The sequence below is a fragment of the Amphritea sp. 1_MG-2023 genome, from assembly GCF_030547545.1.
Classification (GTDB): Bacteria; Pseudomonadota; Gammaproteobacteria; order Pseudomonadales; family Balneatricaceae; genus Amphritea.
The window spans coordinates 37,657-60,339 of record NZ_JAUOQE010000003.1; the positions used below are offsets into that span (position 1 = coordinate 37,657).

General features: G+C 49.3%; 22 protein-coding genes and 2 tRNA genes. 11 read left to right on the forward strand and 13 right to left on the reverse strand.

Going from position 1 to position 22,683, the window contains the following annotated elements:
• Nucleotides 1-347: 347 nt before the first annotated feature.
• From Q4488_RS02950 to znuA, 3 genes are all read right to left on the reverse strand, one after another.
• Nucleotides 348-434 (reverse strand) — tRNA-Leu (locus Q4488_RS02950).
• Nucleotides 435-513: 79 nt separating this feature from the next.
• Nucleotides 514-600, reverse strand: a tRNA-Leu gene (locus tag Q4488_RS02955).
• A 69-nt stretch (nucleotides 601-669) separates the two neighbouring features.
• On the reverse strand, nucleotides 670-1,650 hold the full coding sequence (gene znuA / locus Q4488_RS02960; protein WP_303578969.1) for a zinc ABC transporter substrate-binding protein ZnuA: 981 nt from the start codon (nucleotides 1,648-1,650) through the stop codon (nucleotides 670-672).
• An 87-nt stretch (nucleotides 1,651-1,737) separates the two neighbouring features.
• Between znuA and Q4488_RS02965 the strand changes: the two genes are divergently transcribed.
• Genes Q4488_RS02965 through Q4488_RS02985 form a run of 5 tightly spaced genes read left to right on the forward strand, consistent with a single transcriptional unit; the run spans nucleotide 1,738 to nucleotide 6,274 of the window.
• Nucleotides 1,738-2,232, forward strand: a complete 495-nt coding sequence (locus Q4488_RS02965) for a Fur family transcriptional regulator (protein WP_303578970.1) — start codon at nucleotides 1,738-1,740, stop codon at nucleotides 2,230-2,232.
• Entirely contained in the window at nucleotides 2,229-3,035 is an 807-nt protein-coding gene (znuC, locus tag Q4488_RS02970) for a zinc ABC transporter ATP-binding protein ZnuC (RefSeq protein WP_303578971.1), read from the forward strand. The genes Q4488_RS02965 and znuC overlap by 4 nt, the downstream gene beginning before the upstream one ends.
• The gene (gene znuB, locus Q4488_RS02975; protein ID WP_303578972.1) at nucleotides 3,035-3,826 is read left to right on the forward strand and encodes a zinc ABC transporter permease subunit ZnuB; all 792 of its coding nucleotides are present in this window, start codon (nucleotides 3,035-3,037) and stop codon (nucleotides 3,824-3,826) included. Before znuC ends, znuB begins: the two co-directional genes overlap by 1 nt.
• On the forward strand, nucleotides 3,823-5,154 hold the full coding sequence (locus Q4488_RS02980) for an MATE family efflux transporter (RefSeq protein WP_303578973.1): 1,332 nt from the start codon (nucleotides 3,823-3,825) through the stop codon (nucleotides 5,152-5,154). The genes znuB and Q4488_RS02980 overlap by 4 nt, the downstream gene beginning before the upstream one ends.
• Before the next feature lie 7 nt (nucleotides 5,155-5,161).
• Complete coding sequence (locus Q4488_RS02985; RefSeq protein WP_303578974.1) at nucleotides 5,162-6,274, forward strand: sorbosone dehydrogenase family protein; 1,113 nt, start codon at nucleotides 5,162-5,164, stop codon at nucleotides 6,272-6,274.
• Here the strand turns inward: Q4488_RS02985 and Q4488_RS02990 are convergent.
• From Q4488_RS02990 to prlC, 3 genes are all read right to left on the reverse strand, one after another.
• Nucleotides 6,266-6,853: a DNA-3-methyladenine glycosylase I gene (locus tag Q4488_RS02990; RefSeq protein ID WP_303578975.1), complete on the reverse strand. Its 588-nt coding sequence runs from the start codon at nucleotides 6,851-6,853 to the stop codon at nucleotides 6,266-6,268. The two genes, Q4488_RS02985 and Q4488_RS02990, sit on opposite strands and share 9 nt — an antisense overlap.
• 29 nt (nucleotides 6,854-6,882) lie before the next feature.
• Nucleotides 6,883-7,140, reverse strand: coding sequence for a YheV family putative zinc ribbon protein (locus Q4488_RS02995; RefSeq protein ID WP_303578976.1), 258 nt, complete (start codon nucleotides 7,138-7,140; stop codon nucleotides 6,883-6,885).
• 115 nt (nucleotides 7,141-7,255) lie between these two features.
• Nucleotides 7,256-9,289, reverse strand: a complete 2,034-nt coding sequence (gene prlC / locus Q4488_RS03000; protein WP_303578977.1) for an oligopeptidase A — start codon at nucleotides 9,287-9,289, stop codon at nucleotides 7,256-7,258.
• A gap of 385 nt (nucleotides 9,290-9,674) precedes the next feature.
• Between prlC and Q4488_RS03005 the strand changes: the two genes are divergently transcribed.
• The 3 genes from Q4488_RS03005 (at nucleotide 9,675) to Q4488_RS03015 (ending at nucleotide 12,058) form a co-directional block, all read left to right on the forward strand.
• Nucleotides 9,675-10,271, forward strand: coding sequence for a hypothetical protein (locus Q4488_RS03005; RefSeq protein WP_303578978.1), 597 nt, complete (start codon nucleotides 9,675-9,677; stop codon nucleotides 10,269-10,271).
• 200 nt (nucleotides 10,272-10,471) lie between these two features.
• Complete coding sequence (locus Q4488_RS03010) at nucleotides 10,472-11,014, forward strand: gamma carbonic anhydrase family protein (protein WP_303578979.1); 543 nt, start codon at nucleotides 10,472-10,474, stop codon at nucleotides 11,012-11,014.
• A gap of 135 nt (nucleotides 11,015-11,149) precedes the next feature.
• Nucleotides 11,150-12,058, forward strand: a complete 909-nt coding sequence (locus Q4488_RS03015) for a patatin-like phospholipase family protein (RefSeq protein WP_303578980.1) — start codon at nucleotides 11,150-11,152, stop codon at nucleotides 12,056-12,058.
• Between the two features lie 18 nt (nucleotides 12,059-12,076).
• Here the strand turns inward: Q4488_RS03015 and Q4488_RS03020 are convergent, their stop codons facing one another.
• The 7 genes from Q4488_RS03020 to Q4488_RS03050 all read right to left on the reverse strand — a co-directional run bounded on the left by Q4488_RS03020 (nucleotide 12,077) and on the right by Q4488_RS03050 (nucleotide 19,736).
• Nucleotides 12,077-14,452, reverse strand: coding sequence for a Lon protease family protein (locus tag Q4488_RS03020; RefSeq protein WP_303578981.1), 2,376 nt, complete (start codon nucleotides 14,450-14,452; stop codon nucleotides 12,077-12,079).
• An 83-nt stretch (nucleotides 14,453-14,535) separates the two neighbouring features.
• Nucleotides 14,536-15,372: a shikimate dehydrogenase gene (gene aroE / locus Q4488_RS03025; protein WP_303578982.1), complete on the reverse strand. Its 837-nt coding sequence runs from the start codon at nucleotides 15,370-15,372 to the stop codon at nucleotides 14,536-14,538.
• Nucleotides 15,369-16,289: an oxygen-dependent coproporphyrinogen oxidase gene (gene hemF, locus Q4488_RS03030; RefSeq protein WP_303578983.1), complete on the reverse strand. Its 921-nt coding sequence runs from the start codon at nucleotides 16,287-16,289 to the stop codon at nucleotides 15,369-15,371. Before hemF ends, aroE begins: the two co-directional genes overlap by 4 nt.
• 54 nt (nucleotides 16,290-16,343) lie before the next feature.
• Nucleotides 16,344-16,865: an L-threonylcarbamoyladenylate synthase gene (locus Q4488_RS03035; protein WP_368411566.1), complete on the reverse strand. Its 522-nt coding sequence runs from the start codon at nucleotides 16,863-16,865 to the stop codon at nucleotides 16,344-16,346.
• Between the two features lie 41 nt (nucleotides 16,866-16,906).
• Entirely contained in the window at nucleotides 16,907-17,419 is a 513-nt protein-coding gene (gene purE / locus Q4488_RS03040) for a 5-(carboxyamino)imidazole ribonucleotide mutase (protein WP_303578985.1), read from the reverse strand.
• A gap of 108 nt (nucleotides 17,420-17,527) precedes the next feature.
• Entirely contained in the window at nucleotides 17,528-18,655 is a 1,128-nt protein-coding gene (gene dprA / locus Q4488_RS03045) for a DNA-processing protein DprA (protein WP_303578986.1), read from the reverse strand.
• Between the two features lie 37 nt (nucleotides 18,656-18,692).
• The gene (locus Q4488_RS03050) at nucleotides 18,693-19,736 is read right to left on the reverse strand and encodes a LysM peptidoglycan-binding domain-containing protein (protein WP_303578987.1); all 1,044 of its coding nucleotides are present in this window, start codon (nucleotides 19,734-19,736) and stop codon (nucleotides 18,693-18,695) included.
• Nucleotides 19,737-19,878: 142 nt separating this feature from the next.
• Here Q4488_RS03050 and def point away from each other — a divergent pair, with 142 nt between their 5' ends.
• The 3 genes from def to rsmB are packed head-to-tail and all read left to right on the forward strand — an operon-like array spanning nucleotide 19,879 to nucleotide 22,649.
• Entirely contained in the window at nucleotides 19,879-20,385 is a 507-nt protein-coding gene (gene def / locus Q4488_RS03055; RefSeq protein ID WP_303579084.1) for a peptide deformylase, read from the forward strand.
• A 3-nt stretch (nucleotides 20,386-20,388) separates the two neighbouring features.
• Nucleotides 20,389-21,354, forward strand: coding sequence for a methionyl-tRNA formyltransferase (gene fmt, locus Q4488_RS03060; RefSeq protein WP_303578988.1), 966 nt, complete (start codon nucleotides 20,389-20,391; stop codon nucleotides 21,352-21,354).
• Entirely contained in the window at nucleotides 21,351-22,649 is a 1,299-nt protein-coding gene (gene rsmB, locus Q4488_RS03065) for a 16S rRNA (cytosine(967)-C(5))-methyltransferase RsmB (RefSeq protein ID WP_303578989.1), read from the forward strand. Before fmt ends, rsmB begins: the two co-directional genes overlap by 4 nt.
• The last annotated feature ends 34 nt before the right edge of the window (nucleotides 22,650-22,683 follow it).

Here is a 22,683-nt window from a genome sequence, read left to right on the forward strand (position 1 = left end):
ACGCTAGGGAGAGGTGAGGTATGAACCGCACCGTTGATGCAATCGACTCCTCAAACCACGCAAGAAAACCGGAAAACGTAAATCGTGCCTAGTGCAATGTTTCTCTCGTATCCGTAGTTATCGGTGCGGTTCGCAAGCTCACCGCCACCCTACAAGAGAATTATTGTGTCGGAAACAGCCCACCTCTCGTAGGCTGAGGTGAAGAACGAACCGCACCATAAGGTAGACAGATAGACGTTAAATTAACGGCATAGACAATAAAATAATATTTTGCGGGCATTAAAAGAAAAAAAGAAATATATAAAAGAAGAAATGAATTAAAGAATAAATCAGGAAAGATAATAAGTTGGTGCAGATGGGGAGACTCGAACTCCCACGCCCTTTCGAGCACTAGCACCTGAAGCTAGCGTGTCTACCAATTCCACCACATCTGCATATCAACTTATCACGTTTAAGAGCGCCCTCTTGCTATGTTCATAGCCTATCTTTCAGAACTCAACTATCGAAAATAGTTGGTGCAGATGGGGAGACTCGAACTCCCACGCCCTTGCGAGCACTAGCACCTGAAGCTAGCGTGTCTACCAATTCCACCACATCTGCTCCGAAAGAGGAGCGCATTATAAAGATGACTTTTTGATTTGTGAAGGCCTAAAGCCAGTTTTTCGGTTTTTATTCTGCCGACAGACAGCCGACAAAGCTAGCAGCCAACGATTTCAGGTAATCGCTATACCCGCCGCGGCCAACCTGAATATCGATAGCAAGAGGATCCAAACGACCCACCCGAATATCCAGTCCTCGAGTCAGGCTATCCACGACTGGCGCTTTAAACTGTGGTTCCACAAAAACACAACGACCTTTATTGGCTTCCAACGTCTCACGTATCTCAGCCAATCGACGTGCGCCGGGTTTACGGCCAGGATCAACTGTAAAATAACCCAACTGATTCAGCTGATAGTGTTCAACAAATCCACCAAAGGCATCATGAAAGACATAAAAACCTTCATCACTAATCGGTTTTAGCTGTTGCTGCAACTGCTGATCCGTTTCGTTCAAGCGTGAAGCAAAGTCTTGATAAGCCTGCTCAAACAGCTCCGCTTGCTGTGGATACAGAGTCACTAAGCGATCTTTAATTTTATCCGCTGCCGCTAATGCTTGCTCCGGAGTCATCCAGAAATGTGGATCGCCATCATGATGATGTTCGTCAGCGTGCTCGTGCTCTCCCATATGCTCATCTTCATGCTCATGAGTCGCATCATGATCATCTTCGTGCTCGTGCTCTCCCGTATGCTCATCGGCATGTTCCTCATGCTCACTCGGCTCAAGCAATGCTAGGGCAGGGCGCTCAAGTTGACTAACGGTTTTGGTTAAAAACAACTCAAGCCCTTCGCCTCCCCAAATAAACAGATCAGCCTCATGAATATCGGCGACAGAGGAGGGTTTCAGGGAATAATGATGAGGCGAACTACCCGGCGGTAACAGCACATCCACGTCAGCCAAATCCCCCAGCATATCAACCGCAATCAACTGTATCGGTTTAATACTCGCGAGCAGCTTAATCGGCTGCGCTTGTAGGGCAGGCACCCAGCTAACCAACAAACTGAATAAAAAAAACACACCGTAGCGATGCACTCGACGAAAAAAATAGTCCATGAGGGTAGATCCCAGTTATGAAATGAGCTGTCATTTAAAAGCCGCAAAGTTATAATATAACAATTAATAGATCAACCGGTATTTTTTATGGCGTCACAAAATAGCCCCAACGTTGCCTATCAAACCAATCATGACCACAACCACTGCATTAAAACGGCGCTCGAACATGCCCATGAAGTGTGTCAGAGCAATGGTCAGCGGCTCACTAAAATTCGTGAATTGGTGTTAAATCTAATTTGGCAAAGTCATAAACCACTGGGGGCCTATGATCTTTTACCGGCGCTGGCCAAGGCCGGCTTTAATTCAGCCCCACCCACGGTTTATCGCGCCTTAGATTTCCTTCAAGAACAGGGGCTGGTACACCGCTTGGCATCCCTCAATAGTTTTATCGGCTGCACTCACCCCGGCCAGCAACATCACGGCTACTTTCTGATCTGCTCTCAGTGTGGCAATACTGCCGAAATGCAATCACAAGAGTTACAACGGAGTATTCTGCACTGCGCCAGTGCTGCCGGCTTTTCTGTCGAACAGGAACAAATCGAAATTTTGGGCCGCTGCCCCAACTGCCAGGAGTCCATATGAGCCCGACGAGTCTGGTTGATGTCAACAACCTGAGTATTATCTACGGCGAAAACAGTGTTGTTAGCAATGTCTCCATGCAGCTAAAACAAGGCGAGATCACCACCCTGATCGGCCCCAACGGCGCGGGTAAGACCACCTTAATCAAAGCTATTTTGGGATTGATAACGCCGAGTATGGGAGAGGTCAATCGTTCTGAGAGTCTACAGATCGGTTATATGCCACAAAAGTTACATATCGATTCGACCTTTCCTCTAACGGTCGAGAGGTTTCTCAAAACCGCCGCGTTTTCCAGCGCTCAAGACCGCTTAGAGGCTCTGCAGGCGGTTGGCGCAGAGATGTTACTGAAACACTCGGTACACAGTCTCTCGGGGGGCGAAACTCAGCGTGTCATGCTTGCCCGTTCGCTACTCCGCAAGCCCGAACTACTGGTGCTCGATGAACCGGCACAGGGCGTCGATGTCAACGGTCAGATAGAGCTGTATAATCTTATCGCTCATATACGTGATCAGTATGGTTGTGCGGTACTGATGATATCCCACGATCTACACTTGGTTATGGCGGCCACCGATCAGGTGATCTGTCTTAATAATCATATCTGCTGTTCCGGCCACCCAGCCAAGGTCAGTAGCGACCCATCCTATATTGAGCTGTTCGGCGTTCCCGGCGCAGAAAATCTAGCGCTTTATAGTCACCATCATAATCAGCATGATCAACACAGTGAAAACATCAACATTAACACGCAACCTGATATCGCAGACATACCCGGTGAAAATCATTCGAGCCACTGTGGAGGCAATCACTGATGCCTGATTTTCTTCTCTTTGCACTCTTAGGCGGTATCGGTGTTGCCCTGATTGCCGGCCCTCTCGGGGCATTTGTGGTGTGGCGACGGATGGCCTATTTCGGCGATACCCTAGCGCACTCCGCGTTGTTTGGCGTCGCGATGGGCGTCCTGTTTGACATTAACGTCAACTTCGCCGTGGTGTGCTGCTGTCTACTCTTAGCACTGATTCTCGTCAGCCTACAACGACAACATCTGGTCGCTACGGACACGCTGCTGGGTATTATGGCGCATAGCAGTTTATCCCTCGGCTTGGTTGCCATCGCGTTACTCGATGATGTGCGGGTCGATCTAATGGATTATCTGTTTGGCGACTTGTTAGCCATCTCGCCTAGCGATCTTTACTGGATCTATGGTGGCGGCTGTATCGTGTTATTGCTCATCTGGCGACTCTGGAATTCACTCTTAGCCATCACCATCAATGAAGAACTGGCACAGGTTGAAGGGGTACCCGTAGCGCGCATACGACTGGCGTTGATGCTCTTGATTGGTGTAGTGATTGCCATTGCCATGAAGGTTGTCGGTATCCTGCTGATCACATCCCTGCTAATCATTCCGGCGGCCAGCGCCAGACGCCTCGCCAACTCACCGGAACAGATGGCGATGATTGCCAGTTTACTGGGCGTCATCTCTGTCATGCTGGGGCTATATGCGTCTTATCAACTGGATACTCCAGCTGGCCCGTCGGTGGTGGTCGCAGCCCTGATTCAGTTTCTGCTGTTATATTCATTACCGCTACGTCGCGCGGTATGATTCATTATCTAAAACGGGCACATAAGCAGGATCATCAACAGGTGTGGTCGCTGGCTTGGCCGATGATTCTGTCTAACATTACCGTGCCTCTGCTAGGTCTTGTCGATACGGCGGTTATCGGTCATCTACCCGATCCCAAATACCTCGGCGCCGTTGCCGTCGGCGCGATGATCTTTACGATTCTGTACTGGTCATGTGGCTTTCTACGCATGGGTACAACGGGGATGACGGCGCAAGCATTAGGCAACCAAGCCTATGATCAGAGTCGTCTGATATTAGCTCAGTCACTTATCGTCGCGGGACTTATCGGCCTATGCATGCTGATCTTACAATACCCCATACTGGAGATCGCCCTTAACCTGATCGATGCAGAACCCTCGGTCACCGTCGAGGCTCGGCTCTATGCAGATATTAGAATCTTCGGTGCACCCGCCGTATTAGCTAATTACACCTTACTCGGCTGGTTTCTCGGCAATCAAAACACACGTATCCCTCTGATGCTTCTGGTTTTCACTAATCTCCTGAATATGGTGTTAGATATCATCGCCGTGTATGGCCTTGAGATGCATGCCGACGGGGTCGCCTTCGCTACGGTTATCTCAGAATATGCCAGCCTCATGCTCGGCTGCTTTTTTATGTTTCGTATGCAGGCACGACAGCCGGGCACAACCCCTTGGTTGAAGTTAAAATCCGTCAGTCATTACTATCGCCTGATCAACGTCAATCGCTATCTTTTTGTCCGTACCCTCGCGCTATTGCTCACCATGGCCTTTTTTACCTCACAGGGAGCAAAGCAGGGCACCACGATTCTGTCCGCGAATGCGGTGTTACTCAATTTCGTGATGCTTATCTCGAATGGACTGGATGGTTTTGCCCATGCCGCCGAAGCCCTCAGTGGTAAATATTATGGCGCTAAAGATAATCCCCGTTTTCACCGAATAATATCCGCCTGTCTGAGCTGGTCATTAGTCAGTGCGTTATTGATGACGCTGTTTTTCTGGCTCGGCGGTGAATTCATTATCGCGCTGCTCACCGATATTCCGGCGATTCGTCAAACCGCTGCAGACTATCTAGCTTGGGTTATTATACTGCCGCTGATCGCCGTCTGGAGTTATCTACTCGATGGTGTTTTTGTCGGTACCACGCGCGTGAAAGCGATGCAAAACACCATGCTAATCTCGGTATTAGGCGTCTTTGCTCCCTTATGGTATGTCTCGCAACCCTGGGGTAATAACGGTCTTTGGCTGGCTTTTTTAAGCCTATTTGTGGCTAGAGGCCTGACTGGCGGCTATGTTTTCTTTAAGGAGTTCAAACCACCTCGGGATTAACATCATCATGTATCCGATCAGCTATCTATCGCGTCTGTTACTCTGCCTAGCCCTCTCAGCATCAACGGCGGCACAGCCAATCGATCGTCTCAAGCTACCTCAAGGCTATCAGCTAACAGTCGCCGCAGCAGCGAGTAATGCCCGACAAATGGCCTTAGGAGAACCCGGAACGCTGTTTGTCGGAAGCCGCCGAGCAGGACAGGTGTACCGTCTTCGTGATACCGATGGAGATGGCGTCTATGAGCAGCGAGACGTTTTGCTGCGGGGGTTAAATATGCCCAGTGGTATCGCTTATCGTGACGGAGACTTATACATTGCGGCCGTTAAGCAGATCTTACGCTTAAATAATGCTGATCGCGTTACACCTCCAGCGGCCAACACCGAGTTGATCACCGATCGGCTACCCAATATCAGTCATCATGGCTGGAAATACCTTAAGTTGGGTCCAGAGGGCGAGCTGTACTTTAACCTAGGAGCCCCTTGTAATAGCTGCCTCAGTGATGACCCTCGCTTTGCCACCCTCATGAAAATCAACCTCAACACGAAAACACAGACAATCGTCGCTCACGGTGTGCGCAACTCGGTTGGATTCGCTTGGCACCCCAAGACGGATGAACTCTGGTTTAGCGATAACGGCCGCGATCATCTCGGGGATGATCAGCCAGATGATGAGCTCAACCGACTCAGCCAACCTGGCCAGCATTTTGGCTACCCTTTTATTCATGCCGGCGATATTCCCGATCCCAAACTCTATCAGCAGCAAGCGTTCAGCGCTTTCGAGTCGCCCGTGTTAAAACTCGGCGCCCATGTCGCCCCCCTCGGTATGACGTTTTATCACGGCGATCAGTTTCCAGAGACCGATCAAAGTAGCCTATTTATCGCACAACACGGCTCTTGGAACCGCAGTCGTAAGGTCGGATATCGGGTTATCAAAGTGGATACATCTGTAACGCCGCCCAGCCAAGAGGTGTTTATTGACGGTTGGCTTAATGGGGAAAGGGCTTGGGGACGACCGGTAGATATTCTCACCGATCGTGATGGCAGCTTATTAATATCCGATGATCGTGCCGGGCTTATCTATCGTGTTCGCTATCGCGGCAATAGCAGCGCCTTACAGTGAAAAGCTTTCCGCCAGCGCTCGACAGGGCTGATAGCGTAGGCAATCCACTTCATGATCATTCACCATACCAGTCGCCTGCATATAGGCATAACAGATCGTGGGGCCAACAAATGTCATACCCGCTTGCTTCAATGCTTTACTCATCGTTCGGGACTGCGGCGTTTCAGCCGGCACCTCGGCAGGCTGCCGCCAGCGATTCTGAAGCGGCTGTCCATCGACAAACTGCCAGATATAGTTAGCAAAACTACCGTGTTTAGCCGCTAGTTCAAGCAACACCTGCGCGTTTTTTATCGATGACACTAGCTTCAATCGATTACGTACAATACCGGGGTCGAGCAACATCTGTTCAATTTTATCAGCTGAAAAGGCCGCCACGGTAGCAGGATTAAAGCCTTCATACTGCCGCCGATAACCTTCCTGCTTTTGTAAAATGGTGCGCCAACTAAGGCCTGCCTGAGCCCCCTCCAGCACCAGAAACTCAAACAGCTGTTGATCCTCGCGCTGAGGTACACCCCAGACTTCATCATGATACTGTTGTTCTAATTCGGTGGATGTTGCCCAAGCACAGCGATGACACATACCCATCTCCTGAGGAATTTACGCGTGCATTAATGCTTCGTTGTACTCGGGTTGGGCACAAAATTAAGCGGTTGCGCGGGCTCAAGTTCAACCTTACCACCCCGATTCACTCGCGTGTCTATTTCACCTTCAGGCTGATCAGAGCCATCTAGCGCGATCGAATCGGTGAAATCACAACGCACACATTCACGGTATTCGCGACCATCTTCACGATACATCTTCAGGGTGTCCATCTCGCCACAACGAGGGCAAACAGCACCAGCAATAAAACGTTTAACGATTGTCATATTCTTCTCAATAGGCTTTTACCAAAAGACATGCTCAATACATGCAGCATGCCCATTCATTATACCCTAAAGCGCATCATCTTCGGCGAGAGATATAAGCCGTCATCACCGTCAGCTATGCGCTGATACCTGAATGACGTAACAACGCCTCAACGCTTGGCTCGCGTCCCCGAAAGGCCACAAACAACGCCATCGGTTCTTTAGCACCACCCATCTCGAGAATATTCTCTCGAAATGACTGCCCGGTTGCTTGATTAAACACGCCGTCCTCTTCAAACCGAGAGAACGCATCAGCGGACAGCACCTCAGCCCATTTATAGCTGTAGTAACCGGCGGCATAACCACCCGCAAAAATATGACTAAAGCTGTGCTGAAAGCGATTAAATGTCGGCGGTGTGACGACCGCCACCTGACTGCGAATACGATCCAAGACCGCTTGCACCTGTGTCACGCCTGCCTGATATTCACGATGCAGTTCAAAATCGAACAGCGATAACTCCAACTGCCGTACCATCATCATGCCGGACTGAAAGTTTTTCGCCGCCAACATCTTCTCCAGCAACGCTTTCGGCAGGGTTTCACCGGTTTGGTAGTGACCTGAGATTAACGCCAACGCTTCGGGTTCATAACACCAGTTTTCTAAAAACTGACTGGGCAACTCGACGGCATCCCAAGCAACCCCGTTGATGCCGCTCACATCCGCATATTCGATACGTGTCAGCATATGGTGTAAACCATGGCCAAACTCGTGGAACAGGGTGGTTACCTCGTTATGGGTTAACAATGCGGGCTGATCGCCCACCGGCGGATTGAAGTTACACACCAAATAAGCCACCGGTAGCTGCAAAATACCCTGATCCATGCGCCGCACACGACAATCATCCATCCAGGCACCACCACGTTTTTTCGCACGGGCAAACGGATCGAGGAAAAATCGCGCGATTAATTCGCCACCACGACTAACATTAAACAACCGTGCATCTTGATGCCAACGATCAAACTCGGTGACTTCTTCAATTTGGATATCAAACAGTTTACCGGTAATGTTAAACAGCCCTTCCAGCACCTTTGGCATCGGGAAGTAGGGACGTAACTCCTCTTGCGAAATAGCGTAACGTGCCTGCTTTAACTTTTCACCGTAGTATGAAAGATCCCAGGACTGTAACTCCGGCTCACTAAACTCCTCTAGGGCGAAGTCCTGTAGCTCTTGATATTCTTTTTCGGCTTGCGGCTTACTCATCTGAGCAAGATCATTCAAGAAGCTAACGACCTGCTCCGGTGTATCGGCCATCTTGGTCGCCAGACTGTAGGCTGCATAGTTATCAAACCCCAGCAGTTGCGCCAATTCAGCTCGCAACACCAGAATCTCAGTCATGATGTTACTGTTATCCCACTGTCCGGCATTGGGTCCCTGATCCGATGCCCGAGTCGCAAAGGCCTCATACAGCTCGCGACGCAGCTCACGGTTATCCGCGTAGGTAATCACCGCAAAATAAGAAGGGAAGTCCAGTGTCACCAGCCAACCCGTTTCACCTTTCGCCTCGGCCAACTGCTTCGCCGCCGCCAATGCACTATCCGGCAAGCCCGCCAATTCAGTCTCATCGACAATCAGCTTGCTCCACCCATCGGTAGCATCCATCACATTTTCAGAAAACTTGGTGGTTAATTCAGACAGTTTCTGTTGTAACTCGCCATACCGCTGCTTGTCGGCGGCGCCAAGCGCGATACCCGATAACCGAAAATCGCGTAACGTGTTATCAATCACTTTACGTTGAGCATCATCTAAGTCGCTATAAGCGGCACTATGGGCCAATGCCTCATAAGCCTCAAACAGCCCCTGATGTTGCCCCATCTCGGTCCAAAACTGCGACAGCTTAGGCAAGCAAGCATTATAAGCATCACGCAGTTCATCACTGTTTAACACGCCATTCAAATGCGACACCGGAGACCAGGCTTTGGCTAAGCGATCATGGCTCTGCTCGAGCGGCACCACCAAACTATTCCAATCGGGCGCATCGGTATGCTCTAACACCTCCACAACGGCCGCACGACAATCGGCCAATAACTGATCAACGGCTGGTTCAATATGTTCCGGCTTGATCTCAGAAAATGGCGGCAGCAGATGGTTTTGCAGCAATGGGTTAGACATATAACGCTCCTGAGCAGAGAAATAAATAACATCAATTAATACTAAATGGGGGAGTCATTAGCTGTTTTCAATCACTGCACAGCGTTTATTCTATAACTCCATCAGAACCACTCACTGAGACAAGCCGATGAGCATCCGTCGCTATCAAGGCCGCTACACCTGATAACAACGGTGTCGATAGCTTAGTCACGCCGGGAAGCCCCTTAAAAGCGGCTATCGGTGCGTTAGTCGCCCCGTCAAAGAGGTGCTAGCCCTCACCGAGAAAGAGATTAACGGCTTTAGCCATAGCGCTGAAAACTATGTGAAACTGCAAGATAAACATCTAGCGGTAAGCTACGAATCGTAGGATAATATTGCTCGTTTTTTTTGCGTTGGAGGTACAGCCTTGTTATTGGCTAATGGTAAGACCCTACAGATTATTTGGCTGCTACTGATTATCGTTGCCGGTTATTTTATTTATAGCTTAGACGATCAGGTCACCCTCTATAAAGAGAACGGTGTACTGGAAAATCTGCAAGTGAGTATTCTATTACTGACCTGCTTTTATATGGTTATCGTTGGTAAGCAGCTGCAGTGCCGTTCCCGCTATGCCGCTTGGATGTTTGCTTGGATCTGTTTGGCATTTTTCTTCCGCGAATTCGATATTCGTAAAACCGACTGGCCAGAGTTTGCCCATATGATCTTTGGCAAGCCGGGCCAATATATTTGGTTCCTGCCATTACTGTTCATACTGGTTCAGATATTCCGCAATATCCAATTTTACCTGCGTAATATCCTACTCTATCTGCTCTCACCCATGATGCTCAACATCATCTTGGCAGGCGTAATGCTTATCATGGCGGCCGTTTTTGATAAACAGATGATCCTAACCGAGAACAAGTTTTGGGAGGAGTATCTGGAGATCGCAGCATATGCCCACCTGTTCCTCGCGGCGATATTAGCGCGTAGCAGCTTTCGCAATATTGAAATCAAAGCGACCTAAAAACGCAGCCTAAGATGCGTCAGCAAACGGATAAACCTCAGCCTTGTAGCTGGGGTTTTGTTTTTCTAATAACCGACAATATCGTCACCTATCATCAATCACTTCAATTTATTCGGAGTGAGGTCGTCATTAGCGGTTTTTCAATCACAGCACAGCGTTTATGATACAACTCAATCAGAACAGCTTACGGAGAGAAATCGATGACCATCCGCCGCTATCAGGACACCACTCCACAACTAGGCAATAACAGCTTTATCGATCCGACCGCAGTGGTCTTGGGCGATGTTATCCTGGGCGACGATGTGTCAGTCTGGCCATTAACCGTCATCCGAGGCGATATGCACCGCATCCGGATCGGCAATCGTACCAGTGTGCAAGACGGTTCCGTGCTACATATCACTCATGCTGGCCCCTTCAACCCCGATGGTTTTCCTCTATTGATAGGCGATGATGTCACTATCGGTCATCAAGCGATGCTGCACGGCTGCACCATCGGCAACCGAGTCTTAGTGGGCATGGGCGCCATGGTGATGGATGGCGCGGTCGTAGAAGATGAAGTCATCATCGGCGCGGGCAGCCTTGTACCGCCAGGAAAAACGCTTAAAAGCGGTCATCTCTATGTTGGCCGCCCCGTAAAAGAGGTGAGAGCCCTCACCGAGAAAGAGATTAACTTCTTTACCTATACTGCTGGCAACTATGTGAAACTGAAGGATAAACATCTAGCGGAAGGGTACAGTGAGTAGCGCAACCACACTTCAAAAAAGGACATCGCTAGACACTTGCTAGGATAACGCAGAATCGATGGTCTCTAAACGGCCATCACTCCTGTGGCAAGAAAGTCAGACGCTCTGATGCTTGGGCTGTAGGGTCATTGATATATGAAAACACGCAATCACACCAGTATATCTCTCGTATTAGGCAGTGGAGGGGCGCGTGGGCTCGCTCACATCGGCGTGATTCATTGGCTTGAACAGCATGGCTTCAAGATTGCGTCCATTTCAGGTTGTTCTAGTGGTGCATTAATTGGCGGTATCTATGCGGCGGGCAAGCTGGATGAATTTGAAGCCTGGGTGCAATCGATCCGCACCGTCGATATCGTGACGTTCATGGACCTATCATGGAAAAAAAGTGGTCTAGTCAAGGGCGATAAAATCATTAATACACTCACCAATCTGGTCGGGGATGTGATGATTGAAGATCTCCCTATCAACTATACCGCCGTCGCCTCTGATATTAACAATGAAAAAGAGGTGTGGATCAATTCTGGACGATTATTCGATGCTATTCGAGCATCCATCTCGCTGCCACTGCTATTTACCCCCTTCCAATATAAAGGCATCGAGCTGATTGATGGCGGAGTTTTAAACCCAGTTCCGATTGCGCCTACGTTCAATGATGCAACAGACTTAACCATCGCAGTTAATCTCGGTGGCAAGGTTAATGGTAAAGAGAGGGTTACCCTCAACACGGGGATCTCGGAAGCTAAAAAAACCTTCTTATCTAGCAAAATTGCTGAGTTTTTAGAGAGCTTTAAAGAACCAAGTACCGCTTCACCGTCTAAAGATAGAGATGCTTACGATATCGCCAACCAAGCCTTTGATGCGATGCAAAGCACCATTGCACGCCAAAAATTGGCCGCTTATCCAGCCGATTACTTTATTGAAGTAGCTCGAAACGCCTGCGGCATGCTGGAATTTGATCGCGCCAGCGAAATGATATCTCTGGGTTATCAAGCCGCAGAAAAGAGTCTACAAGCGATTAAAAACCCAGAGAATCAAAAAGCCTAGTACCGCTATATTGCCTGCTTATGCCTTAGCCTTAGCGAGCTCTCGCAACCGCTTTACCACCTGCGCATTCACCGAACGCTGAGTAAACGAGCCATCTTCCTTCAATTGACCCGCCTTTCTTCCCATCAGTAGTTCAAGGCATTGATCCACCGTGGCAACCCCGTGGATACTAAATTCACCTTCCGCCACCGCATCTACGACTTCACGCTTGAGCATTAAGTTACGAATATTAGCTTTGGGAATAATCACGCCCTGAGTGCCGGTGAGACCACGGGTTTTACAGAGATTGAAAAAGCCTTCGATTTTCTCATTGACGCCGCCAATTGCTTGCACTTCGCCGTATTGATTGATCGAACCGGTGATCGCGAACTGCTGTTTGATCGGGATATCCGTTAACGCCGAGATCAGCGTACAGATTTCCGCCATCGAAGCACTATCGCCATCAACATAACCGTAGGATTGCTCTAGCGCGATGCTGGCAGAGAGTGTTAACGGGAAATCCTTGGCATACTTATGCCCCAGATAACCAGACAAAATCAGTACCCCTTTAGAGTGAATCGGCTGACCCAGCGTCACCTCTTTTTCGATATCGACGATGCCTCGGTTACCCGGATGCACCGTCACGGTAATACGCGCAGGAAAACCAAAGGAGACATCGCCAACGCCCAACACCGTTAAGCCGTTGGTACGCCCTGAGGCCTCACCATCGGTATCGATCAAAACCGTTTGATTAAGAATACTATCGAGAATCTTCGATGAGATACGGTTGGTACGTCGCTCTTTCGCCTGTAATGCCATCTCAACGTGCTGATCATTGATGATCTCGTCTTTCTGACGAATGCGTTTGTAATCGGCTTCACACAGCAGATCCACCAGTTCGCCAACATGAGCGGATAATAACTCCTGATCTTCTGTCAACCGCGAGCTATGCTCTACTAAGCGGGCAACCGCCTGACGGTTCAGAGGGGCTAAACCCTCCTCACCCGCGAGGGTTTTCATCAACCGCGCATAGCCACGAATGGTCGCCGGTTCGCGCTTAACATCTTCATCGAAATCCACCACGACACGAAACATTTTTTCGAAATCATGATCCAGTTCTTGTAATAGGTAGTAGGTTTCTCGAGTACCGATCAACACCACTTTGACATGTAATGGAATCGATTGAGGGGCCAGCGTGATCGTCCCCATGCCTGTCATTTCAGACATGGGATTTTCAATGCGAATCTCATGGGATTTCAAGGCCCGTTTCAAGGCACCGTAAACAAAGGGCTGTTCCAGTAGCTTTTCGGATTCCAACACCAAATAACCACCATTCGCTCTATGCAGCGCTCCAGAACGAATCAACTGAAAGTTAGTCGTCAAGGCACCCATTTCTGAGTTGTATTCGATTCGACCAAAGAGATTATCGTAAGTCGGGTGAGTTTCAAAAACGACCGGGGCACCTTTGGTTTTCTGATTATCCACCAGCATATTAACCCCGAAGGTATTCTCCATATACTGCCGTCGCGCGAGGTCGGTACGCGCCTCATTAGGCTTATCCTCTTCGAGAATATCCAACGCATTTTTCACCAGATTAGATTCCAGCTGACTCAGATAATCCGACACGCCAGAGAAGTTATGATATTTTTCACGCAGCGGCTGAATCAGAGGTGCCACTGCATTACGAGCGGTTTCACGATCCAGCACTTTCATTTTATCGCCCGCTTCCCGGCGCCACTTAGGCATATTGGCAAGCTCTTCATTGAGATACTCTTCCAGCTTGGCAATATTCCGCGTAAATTCATCACGAACATCTTCCGGTAACTGGGAAAAAGCGGCCTCATCCATCCCTTGACCTTCCGATACCGGAGTAAAGCCGATACTGCCTGCATCACGATAGACCGCGATGCTATGTTCACGGGCTAAGCTATCGACTTTTTCAATGGCCTGATCATAAAGTCGGTTAAAATCCCGTTCGACCTTACTTTTCTTACGTTGATAAGCAGGGCTCTCGAATGCAGCCGGTAGTTCGGTCAGAATCCCCTCAATAAGATGTTTGATATCGCGCTTGATGACCCAACCCTTACCCGCCGGCAATTGAATCACCAAGGGGTTACGATTCTCTTCAAGGTTGTTCAGGTAACACCAGTCGCTGGTTTTCTTCAGCTCTTTCTTGGCGATGGCACGTATACTTTCAATGGCGAATGAGAAACGTCCAGTATGCGGGTTGCCCATCACAAACATGTTATAACCGGGGCGTTTCATACCGATACCGAACTCCATCGCTTCGACGGCACGTTCTTGACCAAAAAAACCGGTGTAGGGCTCTAAGGTTTCGGTGGTTTTGAAGGGCAACAACTCTGTGTTGCAGTGACGATATAGCTGATCGGGGGAGAGGCGGGTCTCTTTTTCCATAACGGATCATTCCTGCGACTGGAGTTGACTCTTCTGTTATAACCCGATGAGAAACTCCGCGCAAGGAACGATTTTACTGGTTATTACTTAGCCAGTAGTTGATATCTAAGCTCTTGAATTAATTCGGAAGTATCCGGACGTATACCGCGCCATATCGCAAACGACTCTGCCGCTTGCTCAACCAGCATGCCTAAACCATCAATCGCTTTTGCCGCACCGTGAGCCTCAGCCCAGTGATTAAACGGCGTGATCTGTGCAGCATACATCATGTCATAACACCATGCCCCCTCGCGCAGAAGGTCATCAGGCAGGAGTGGAACTTCACCTTGCAAACTAGCGGCTGTGCCATTAATCACGAGATCAAACTGCTGTCCTTGCAGCTCTTCAAAACTACACACGTCAATGTGACCAACATCACTAAAGAGCTCTGCCAACGCCTCCGCCCGAGCCACCGTACGATTCGCGATTACCAATCGAGCAGGGCGGTGGGCTAAAATGGGTTCCAGCACGCCTCGTACCGCACCTCCAGCGCCTAAGATTAGCAACTCTTTAGCCTCTATCTCGCCGCCATTGTTGCGAGTGATATCGGCCACCAAACCCAAGCCATCGGTATTATCGCCACACAATTGCCCCTCGGCATTACGATAGAGTGTATTTACGGCACCGGCTAACTTTGCACGCGGGGAATGACGCTCGGCTTTTTCCCATGCCTCAACTTTGAATGGCACGGTAATATTCAGACCTTTACCATCTCCATCTGTGGATAAAAAGTTATCAACAGCCTCGCTGAAGCCATCTTCAGCGACCAGTACAGAACGGTAATCTAAATCTTGATGGGTCTGCTGAGCAAAGGCCTTGTGGATAAGTGGCGACTTAGAGTGTTTGATGGGGTTTCCAAATACCGCATAATGATCGGTCATAGCGACACCTCTAACCAGTTTTGCGGCTGCAAATAATAACTATAAAGCAGCGCTTCTTCGGTATCAGGCTGAGGTTTCCAATCATAGCCCCAACGCACTTCAGGGGGCAGCGACATCAAGATAGATTCGGTACGGCCACCGGATTGAAGACCAAATAATGTGCCCCGATCAAACACCAGATTAAATTCAACATAACGCCCTCGACGATGCAGCTGAAAATCTCTTTGCGGCTCACCATAGGGGGTATTTTTACGTTTTTCGACAATCGGACAATAGGCCGGCGCGTATGCATCACCGATCGATTGCATGAGGGCAAAACAGCTATCGAAATCCGGCTCGCTTAGATCATCGAAGAACAGACCACCAATGCCTCGAGGCTCGTCACGATGTTTAAGATAGAAGTATTCATCGCACCAAGCTTTATAGCGAGGATAAATATCCTCACCAAACGGATCACAAGCATCTTTAGCCGCTTGATGCCACGCGCGACAATCCTCTTTATTGCCATAATAGGGCGTGAGATCGAAGCCGCCGCCAAACCACCACACCGGCGCTTCACCCTCTTTCTCGGCGATAAAAAACCGCACATTGGCATGTGAGGTCGGTACATAAGGATTATGTGGATGAATAACCAAAGAGACGCCCATTGCCTGAAAGCTACGACCGGCTAGCTCAGGCCGATGCGCGGTTGCAGAGCCCGGCAACTTATCACCAAATACGTGGGAAAAGTTCACCCCTCCTTTTTCAATAACAGCACCCTCCACCATGACTCGAGTACGTCCCCCACCGCCAGCTTCCCGCTGCCAACTATCTTCTGTGAAGCGGGCCAGACCATCAGCCTGTTCTAGCGCTGCGCAGATACTATCCTGCAAGCTCAGCAAATACTCTTTTACTGCATTAATGTCGGGTGCTGACATTATGTTATCCTTTACCAGAACAACAGTGTTAGTGGATACTCACTATTGTTTAAATTAACTTCTTACCGGTTTATCACTGTCTAATCGGTAAATTTTTGTCGGTCGACTCAGAGCGCCTAGATCACCGGGGACAATAGCATCAACCTTATCTTTAAAGTGAATACTTACTTTCAACTTATCCCTTGCAGCAACGCGATCGGAGTAATTAGCCGAAGTAGAGACGATCATCGATCCAAAGCTATCACAAAGGTTTTTAACCTGATAGTGATCACTCACTCTCACTGCGACAGAGGCATGATTTCCTTTAATCCAGTAGGGAATAAGGTTGTCGGGATCGGGTAATAACCACGTCACAGGGCCAGGCCAAGAAGCACTCACTCGCGCTTGATCTTCAGCCGTAAGATTATCCAATAGAGGACGGATTTGATCGACCGAAGAGGCCACCAAAATCAAACCTTTGTGAACGGGGCGACGCTTAATCGCCAATAAACGATAAACCGCGGCTTCATTGAAGGGGTCGCAGCCGAGCCCCCATACCGCTTCGGTGGGATAGGCGATGACACCACCTTGGTGCATCGCCCTGACTGCTTGACGAATATGCCACCAGCCCATTGCGATTAGATCTCGCCGTTAGCCAGTCTTTCTTGCAATGCCTTATCTTTGGCAATGACCGCATCGGTATTCGCTTGACGTTCCGCTTTAATTCGCTCAGCGAGCTCAGCATCTTGAACCGCAACGATCTGAGAAGCCAAGTAAGCAGCATTTTTAGCGCCGGCTTTACCGATTGCAACAGTCGCCACCGGAATACCTCCAGGCATCTGTACGGTGGACAGCAGCGCATCTAAGCCATCAAGAGATGATTCGATAGGCACGCCAATCACAGGTTTAGTGGTATTCGCAGCCACGGCACCCGCCAAATGAGCGGCCATACCGGCGGCACAAATAAATGCAACGGCACCACGTTGATCCGCATCCTTGACGTAATCGTGGGTTTGTACTGGTGTACGGTGTGCAGAGCTGACTTTCATCTCGAAAGGGACTTCGAGAGAACGCAGCACATCAGCCGCAGCCTTCATAGTTGGCAGGTCAGAGTCGGACCCCATAAGAATAGCAACAAATGGTTTAGTCATGATCGCCTTCAATAGTGTGAAGTTAGTAGGAAAACGTGGCAAAGTATCTTAAAACTGTACAACTTTCAACCACGTAAATTGACTGGTTTTTACGTACCGATAAGTCATTTAGATCAGTCGCTGATAACCATCTAGCGTATTTTCGATATAACCCGTTAATTCCATGGCGACTAGCTGAGGAAGTAGGGCTGCCGCAGGCATTCCGGTTAGCTCAATTAACTGCTCTAGAGTCACCAGTTGATAGCCCATCTGATTGAGCAACTGAGCCTCACTATCAGTCAGTTTGATGCATTCCGGCTCAATACGTTGCTCATGATAACAGTAGCTCCCCAACAAACTGGCTAATGGCTCGATAATCTGTGCACTGGTTTCAATTAATGTCGCACCTTCACGAATAAGATCATGACAACCGTGGCTTTGAGGGTTGTTCAGAGCGCCGGGGAGCGCAAAGACTTCTCGGCCTTGCTCTAATGCCATTCGCGCAGTAATCAACGAACCGCTCCGCCTAGCCGCCTCTATCACCAACACTCCTGCACTTAAGCCACTGATAATGCGGTTTCGGCGCGGAAAGTTATACGCTAACGGCGGCATTTCTAACGGATACTCGGACACCAGTGCGCCGCCGTGCGCAATAATCTCAGCGGCTAACGATTGATGCTGACGTGGGTATATCGTCATCAAACCGGACCCTAGTACCGCCACCGTTGGCTTAGATAGTGATACCGCTGCGCGATGTGCTGCACCATCAATGCCTCGAGCAAGGCCGCTGGTAATCGTCATTCCAGCTGCCGTTAGGTCTCGCGCAAAAGCCCCACTCAAGGAGATACCATTACGACTCGCAGAGCGACTCCCGACAATGGCTAATTGAGGCAGATGTAAGACACTGGGATCACCGCTGACATAAAGCAATACTGGGGCATCAGGAATCTCTTTGAGCAACCCCGGATAGTCTTCATCAGTAAGCGATATCAGGTGATTTAAAGGCTGTTCTAACCAGCGCTCAATAATCTGGAGATAGTCGGCATCAGGCCAAGTGCCGGCTTGAAATGCCTTGATATGGTGAAACGTTTTTGCCGGAAGATTGAACGACCGAAGTTGATCATCACTCACCTCAAATAGCGAACGATATCCCACTGCTGCATTAAGCTGACACTGCTGTATCAACCTTAACAGCACGCCGGCACCAATACCGGGCAGCTCTGCTAAGGCGATCCATTCCCTAACATGATCTTGCATGGACACTCCTTGTCCATCCTTAGGTTAAAAATAGGCCTTAGTCGGGATTACGAACCTCATCACCGATAGAAACGACATCGGTCGCTTTAAGTATCAAAGCATAGCTGATCTTGTCATAAGCCTTGAAAACCATCAATAAACCGGATTTTTCAGACGGCAAGCTAATCAATTCCTTCGTCAGCGGGTCTTTCAATACTTCACCCGCACGGAAGATAGTCAGTACATGACCCGGTGCAAGCCCTTCTCGCTGCCCTTTGTTAATGGCAACAACATCATACTGACCCGCCTGACGAACCCCCCTGAGTACCGAGAGAATCAGCCCATTAATATCATTTTCGGGAGCTTTAGGGTAGAAAATCGACTGAATAGACTCTTTAGGGCTGGGATAAACACGATCGAGAGCCGAAACTTCTTCGCGTGTTTTACGCAGATCAAGCGAGATAATATCGCCTTTTTTGCTGGCAACAACCGCATCACCGATCTTAAACATCTCATAGCCGAGATGCTCTTTAGTCACCGGATCGAGGTACTCTTTCGCCGGTCGATAAATATTCTGTCGGGAATAATCACCCACCAATACACCTCGGGCATAAACCCGATCACCCGCCCCAGCAACAATGCGCTGAGCGGTGCCGCCGACAATATATGGCGCCGTGGTTAGTTCATCGCTATCCATGATTATGTTATCGGACAGAAAGCTGATGATATCCTTCAGAGGAATCGCGGGGATCGCATCTTTTAGCCGCGTCACCTTGGCTTTAGGGCTCAGACGAATAATGCCATCATTAACAACAAGCCGAGGCTGCCCATCAACCCACTTCAAGGTTAATATATCGCCGGGATAGATAAGGTGTGGGTTATCAATCTGCTGATTGTATCCCCACAGCTGAGGCCACTTCCATGGAGACTTCAAGAACATCCCAGAAATATCCCAAAGTGTATCGCCCTTAACGACGACATAAGTTGCCGGATAATTTTCCTGTAACGCGAGGGTATCTTTGCGAACATCGGCCTGAGCCGGCGCTATTAATGCAATACATACCATCAGAGCGCCGAGTAAACCTGCTACCAGTTGTTTCATTGTTTAATCCTTGTCTCCAGACCACCATGTTTTTGAAAGTCTATAACAGTATCGACAATACATTGCGTATCTATATCAGTATAATAGAATGATTATTGATTCTAGCGCTCACTTTTTTCAACCTTTTTGTTTTCAAGCGACCATGTCATTACTTCCAATACTCGAATTTCCTGATCCACGCCTGCGCACAATTGCTGCGCCGGTTACCGAATTTAACGATGAACTGCGTCTGCTGGTTAAAGATATGTTTGAAACCATGTATGACGCACCCGGTATCGGCCTAGCTGCAACACAGGTTAATGTTCATCAGCGTATCATTACTATAGATACCTCTGAAGAGAAAGATAACCCTCTCGTGGTGATTAATCCGCAGATAGAGGTGCTAGCCGATGAAACAGAACGTATGCAAGAGGGCTGTTTATCGGTGCCTGGCTTCTACGAAGATGTGGTTCGGCCGAATAAAATTCGTCTCACCGCACAGAATGAGCGGGGTGAAGAATACACTTTAGAGGCAGACGATCTATTAGCCGTCTGTATTCAGCATGAGATTGATCATCTTGAAGGCAAGCTATTTGTCGATTATATCTCACCACTGAAACGTAACCGTATCCGCAGCAAATTGGATAAACTTCACCGACAGAAGGTCTGAAGCATGTCCGAAACAGCGAAACCATTGCGCATCCTGTTTGCCGGCACTCCCGATTTTGCCGCCGCCAGCTTACAAGCTCTTATTGACGCGGGTCATCAGGTGATCGGCGTCTATACACAGCCCGATCGTCCTGCTGGGCGAGGTCGAAAGCTCACCCCGAGTCCGGTTAAAAAAGTCGCCCTAGAAAACAACCTTGCCGTTTATCAGCCGCTTAACTTTAAACAGGCCGAAGACCGTCAGCAGCTCGCAGCGTTACAGGCAGACCTGATGGTGGTGGTTGCGTACGGCTTATTACTCCCCAAAGCCGTGCTCGAAGCCCCTCGATTAGGTTGTATCAACGTCCATGCTTCGTTATTACCTCGCTGGCGTGGAGCGGCTCCGATTCATCGTTCATTACTGGCAGGGGATAGTGAAACGGGCGTCACCATCATGCAAATGGATGAAGGCTTGGATACTGGTGCCATGCTCCTCAAGCGCACCTGTCCGATACACTCATCAGACACCAGCGGCGAACTGCATGATCGCTTAGCCATCATTGGCGCACAGGCTTTATTAGACAGCCTACCCGACATTAGTCATCAAACCATTACCCATGAGATTCAAGACGATAGTCAGGCTTGCTATGCGCATAAACTAGAAAAAGCCGAAGGCTTAATCGACTGGCAAGCATCGGCCAATGATATCGCGCGACATGTTAAAGGCCTGTCTCCTTGGCCCGTTGCTTTCACGACCCTTAATGGTGAAACCCTGCGCGTGTGGTATGCCGAAGCCACCGCTGAAACCAGTACCGCGACTCCCGGCAGCGTGATCGGCTGCGACAAAAAAGCGATTATGGTGGCGACTGGCAAAGGCACCGTCAGGCTCCTCAAGATTCAACTGCCTGGCAGTAAAGCGATGGACACTAGCGCGGTGCTCAACTCGAAAAAAGAATTATTTAGCAACGGCACTGTATTGGGTCTGGCTAAATGAATATTCGCGCGATTGCCGCTCGCGCCTTGGGGCCGGTTATTGGACGTAAAGAGTCGCTGAACACCGCGCTTCCTCGGGCGCTGCAGCACTGCCATGAGAATGACCGAGCACTGCTACAGCAGCTATGTTATGGCACCATGCGCTCGCTACCTAAGCTCGCCTGTTTAGCCGATAAGCTACTTAAAAAGCCCTTCAAACCTCAAGATCAAGACCTATACGCTCTGGTATTACTCGGCTTCTATCAGCTATTAGAGATGCGAGTACCGGCCCACGCAGCCATCAGCGAAACAGTGGAAGCGGCAGCCCAACTCAATAAAGGCTGGGCGAAAGGGTTGCTTAATGCATTGCTACGCACCTTACAACGGGAACAGGACACACTCTTTGAACAATTATCTGAGCAACCTGAGTTTCGTTATAATCACCCTCAGTGGATGATCGCCAAGCTACAGCATAATTGGCCCGATCAATGGCAAGAGGTTGTCACGCAAAATAATCAGCAGCCACCGATGACACTGCGGATTAATAAACGCAAAACCAACCGCGAAGCCTACCTGCAACAACTGCATGATGCCGATATAGCAGCATCCGCGACGCCTTATTCCAACGTCGGCATTCAATTGGCGTCACCGGTGGACGTCTCGATACTACCCGGCTTTGAATACGGTTTTGTCAGCGTTCAAGATGAAGCCGCTCAACTGAGCAGCACATTACTCGATCTTCAGCCCGGCCAACGCGTGTTAGATGCCTGCGCCGCCCCTGGGGGTAAGCTTTGTCATATCCTTGAACATGAGCCAGATCTGGCTCATGTGACCGCAATCGAGCTTGAAGAGAGCCGCGCATCAAGAATTCAGGAAAACCTACTACGGCTTAACCTAGATGCCGACGTCATTATTGACGATGCCGCCAGCCATACTTGGTGGGATGGCGCTCAATACGATCGCATTTTGGTTGATGCCCCCTGCTCAGCAGCAGGCGTTATCCGCCGCAACCCAGATATCAAACACTTACGTCAAAGCGAAGACATTAAAACGCTAACCGAGATACAACTATCTATTTTAGAAAATTGCTGGAAACTGCTAAAACCTAGCGGTCGACTACTGTATGCTACCTGCTCAGTGTTTCCTCAGGAAAATGAACGGGTGGTAGAACGCTTTACCAAAGCACACGCAGATGCATGTCACCTCCCAATCGTCGCAGAGTGGGGCATAGAACGACCATTTGGCCGTCAGCTTTTTCCACAGCCGCAGGGACATGATGGCTTTTATTATGCAGTACTTTTAAAAGATCAGAGTTAGGACAGGTGATCCCTGCCAACTGATCGGAGAGTTA

Coding starts and splice junctions, on each gene's coding strand:
- znuA (WP_303578969.1), bottom strand. CDS start 1,650: ATGGACTATTTTTTTCGTCGAGTGCATCGCTACGGTGTGTTTTTTTTA.
- Q4488_RS02965 (WP_303578970.1), top strand. CDS start 1,738: ATGGCGTCACAAAATAGCCCCAACGTTGCCTATCAAACCAATCATGAC.
- znuC (WP_303578971.1), top strand. CDS start 2,229: ATGAGCCCGACGAGTCTGGTTGATGTCAACAACCTGAGTATTATCTAC.
- znuB (WP_303578972.1), top strand. CDS start 3,035: ATGCCTGATTTTCTTCTCTTTGCACTCTTAGGCGGTATCGGTGTTGCC.
- Q4488_RS02980 (WP_303578973.1), top strand. CDS start 3,823: ATGATTCATTATCTAAAACGGGCACATAAGCAGGATCATCAACAGGTG.
- Q4488_RS02985 (WP_303578974.1), top strand. CDS start 5,162: ATGTATCCGATCAGCTATCTATCGCGTCTGTTACTCTGCCTAGCCCTC.
- Q4488_RS02990 (WP_303578975.1), bottom strand. CDS start 6,853: ATGTGTCATCGCTGTGCTTGGGCAACATCCACCGAATTAGAACAACAG.
- Q4488_RS02995 (WP_303578976.1), bottom strand. CDS start 7,140: ATGACAATCGTTAAACGTTTTATTGCTGGTGCTGTTTGCCCTCGTTGT.
- prlC (WP_303578977.1), bottom strand. CDS start 9,289: ATGTCTAACCCATTGCTGCAAAACCATCTGCTGCCGCCATTTTCTGAG.
- Q4488_RS03010 (WP_303578979.1), top strand. CDS start 10,472: ATGACCATCCGCCGCTATCAGGACACCACTCCACAACTAGGCAATAAC.
- Q4488_RS03015 (WP_303578980.1), top strand. CDS start 11,150: ATGAAAACACGCAATCACACCAGTATATCTCTCGTATTAGGCAGTGGA.
- Q4488_RS03020 (WP_303578981.1), bottom strand. CDS start 14,452: ATGGAAAAAGAGACCCGCCTCTCCCCCGATCAGCTATATCGTCACTGC.
- aroE (WP_303578982.1), bottom strand. CDS start 15,372: ATGACCGATCATTATGCGGTATTTGGAAACCCCATCAAACACTCTAAG.
- hemF (WP_303578983.1), bottom strand. CDS start 16,289: ATGTCAGCACCCGACATTAATGCAGTAAAAGAGTATTTGCTGAGCTTG.
- Q4488_RS03035 (WP_368411566.1), bottom strand. CDS start 16,865: ATGCACCAAGGTGGTGTCATCGCCTATCCCACCGAAGCGGTATGGGGG.
- purE (WP_303578985.1), bottom strand. CDS start 17,419: ATGACTAAACCATTTGTTGCTATTCTTATGGGGTCCGACTCTGACCTG.
- dprA (WP_303578986.1), bottom strand. CDS start 18,655: ATGCAAGATCATGTTAGGGAATGGATCGCCTTAGCAGAGCTGCCCGGT.
- Q4488_RS03050 (WP_303578987.1), bottom strand. CDS start 19,736: ATGAAACAACTGGTAGCAGGTTTACTCGGCGCTCTGATGGTATGTATT.
- def (WP_303579084.1), top strand. CDS start 19,879: ATGTCATTACTTCCAATACTCGAATTTCCTGATCCACGCCTGCGCACA.
- fmt (WP_303578988.1), top strand. CDS start 20,389: ATGTCCGAAACAGCGAAACCATTGCGCATCCTGTTTGCCGGCACTCCC.
- rsmB (WP_303578989.1), top strand. CDS start 21,351: ATGAATATTCGCGCGATTGCCGCTCGCGCCTTGGGGCCGGTTATTGGA.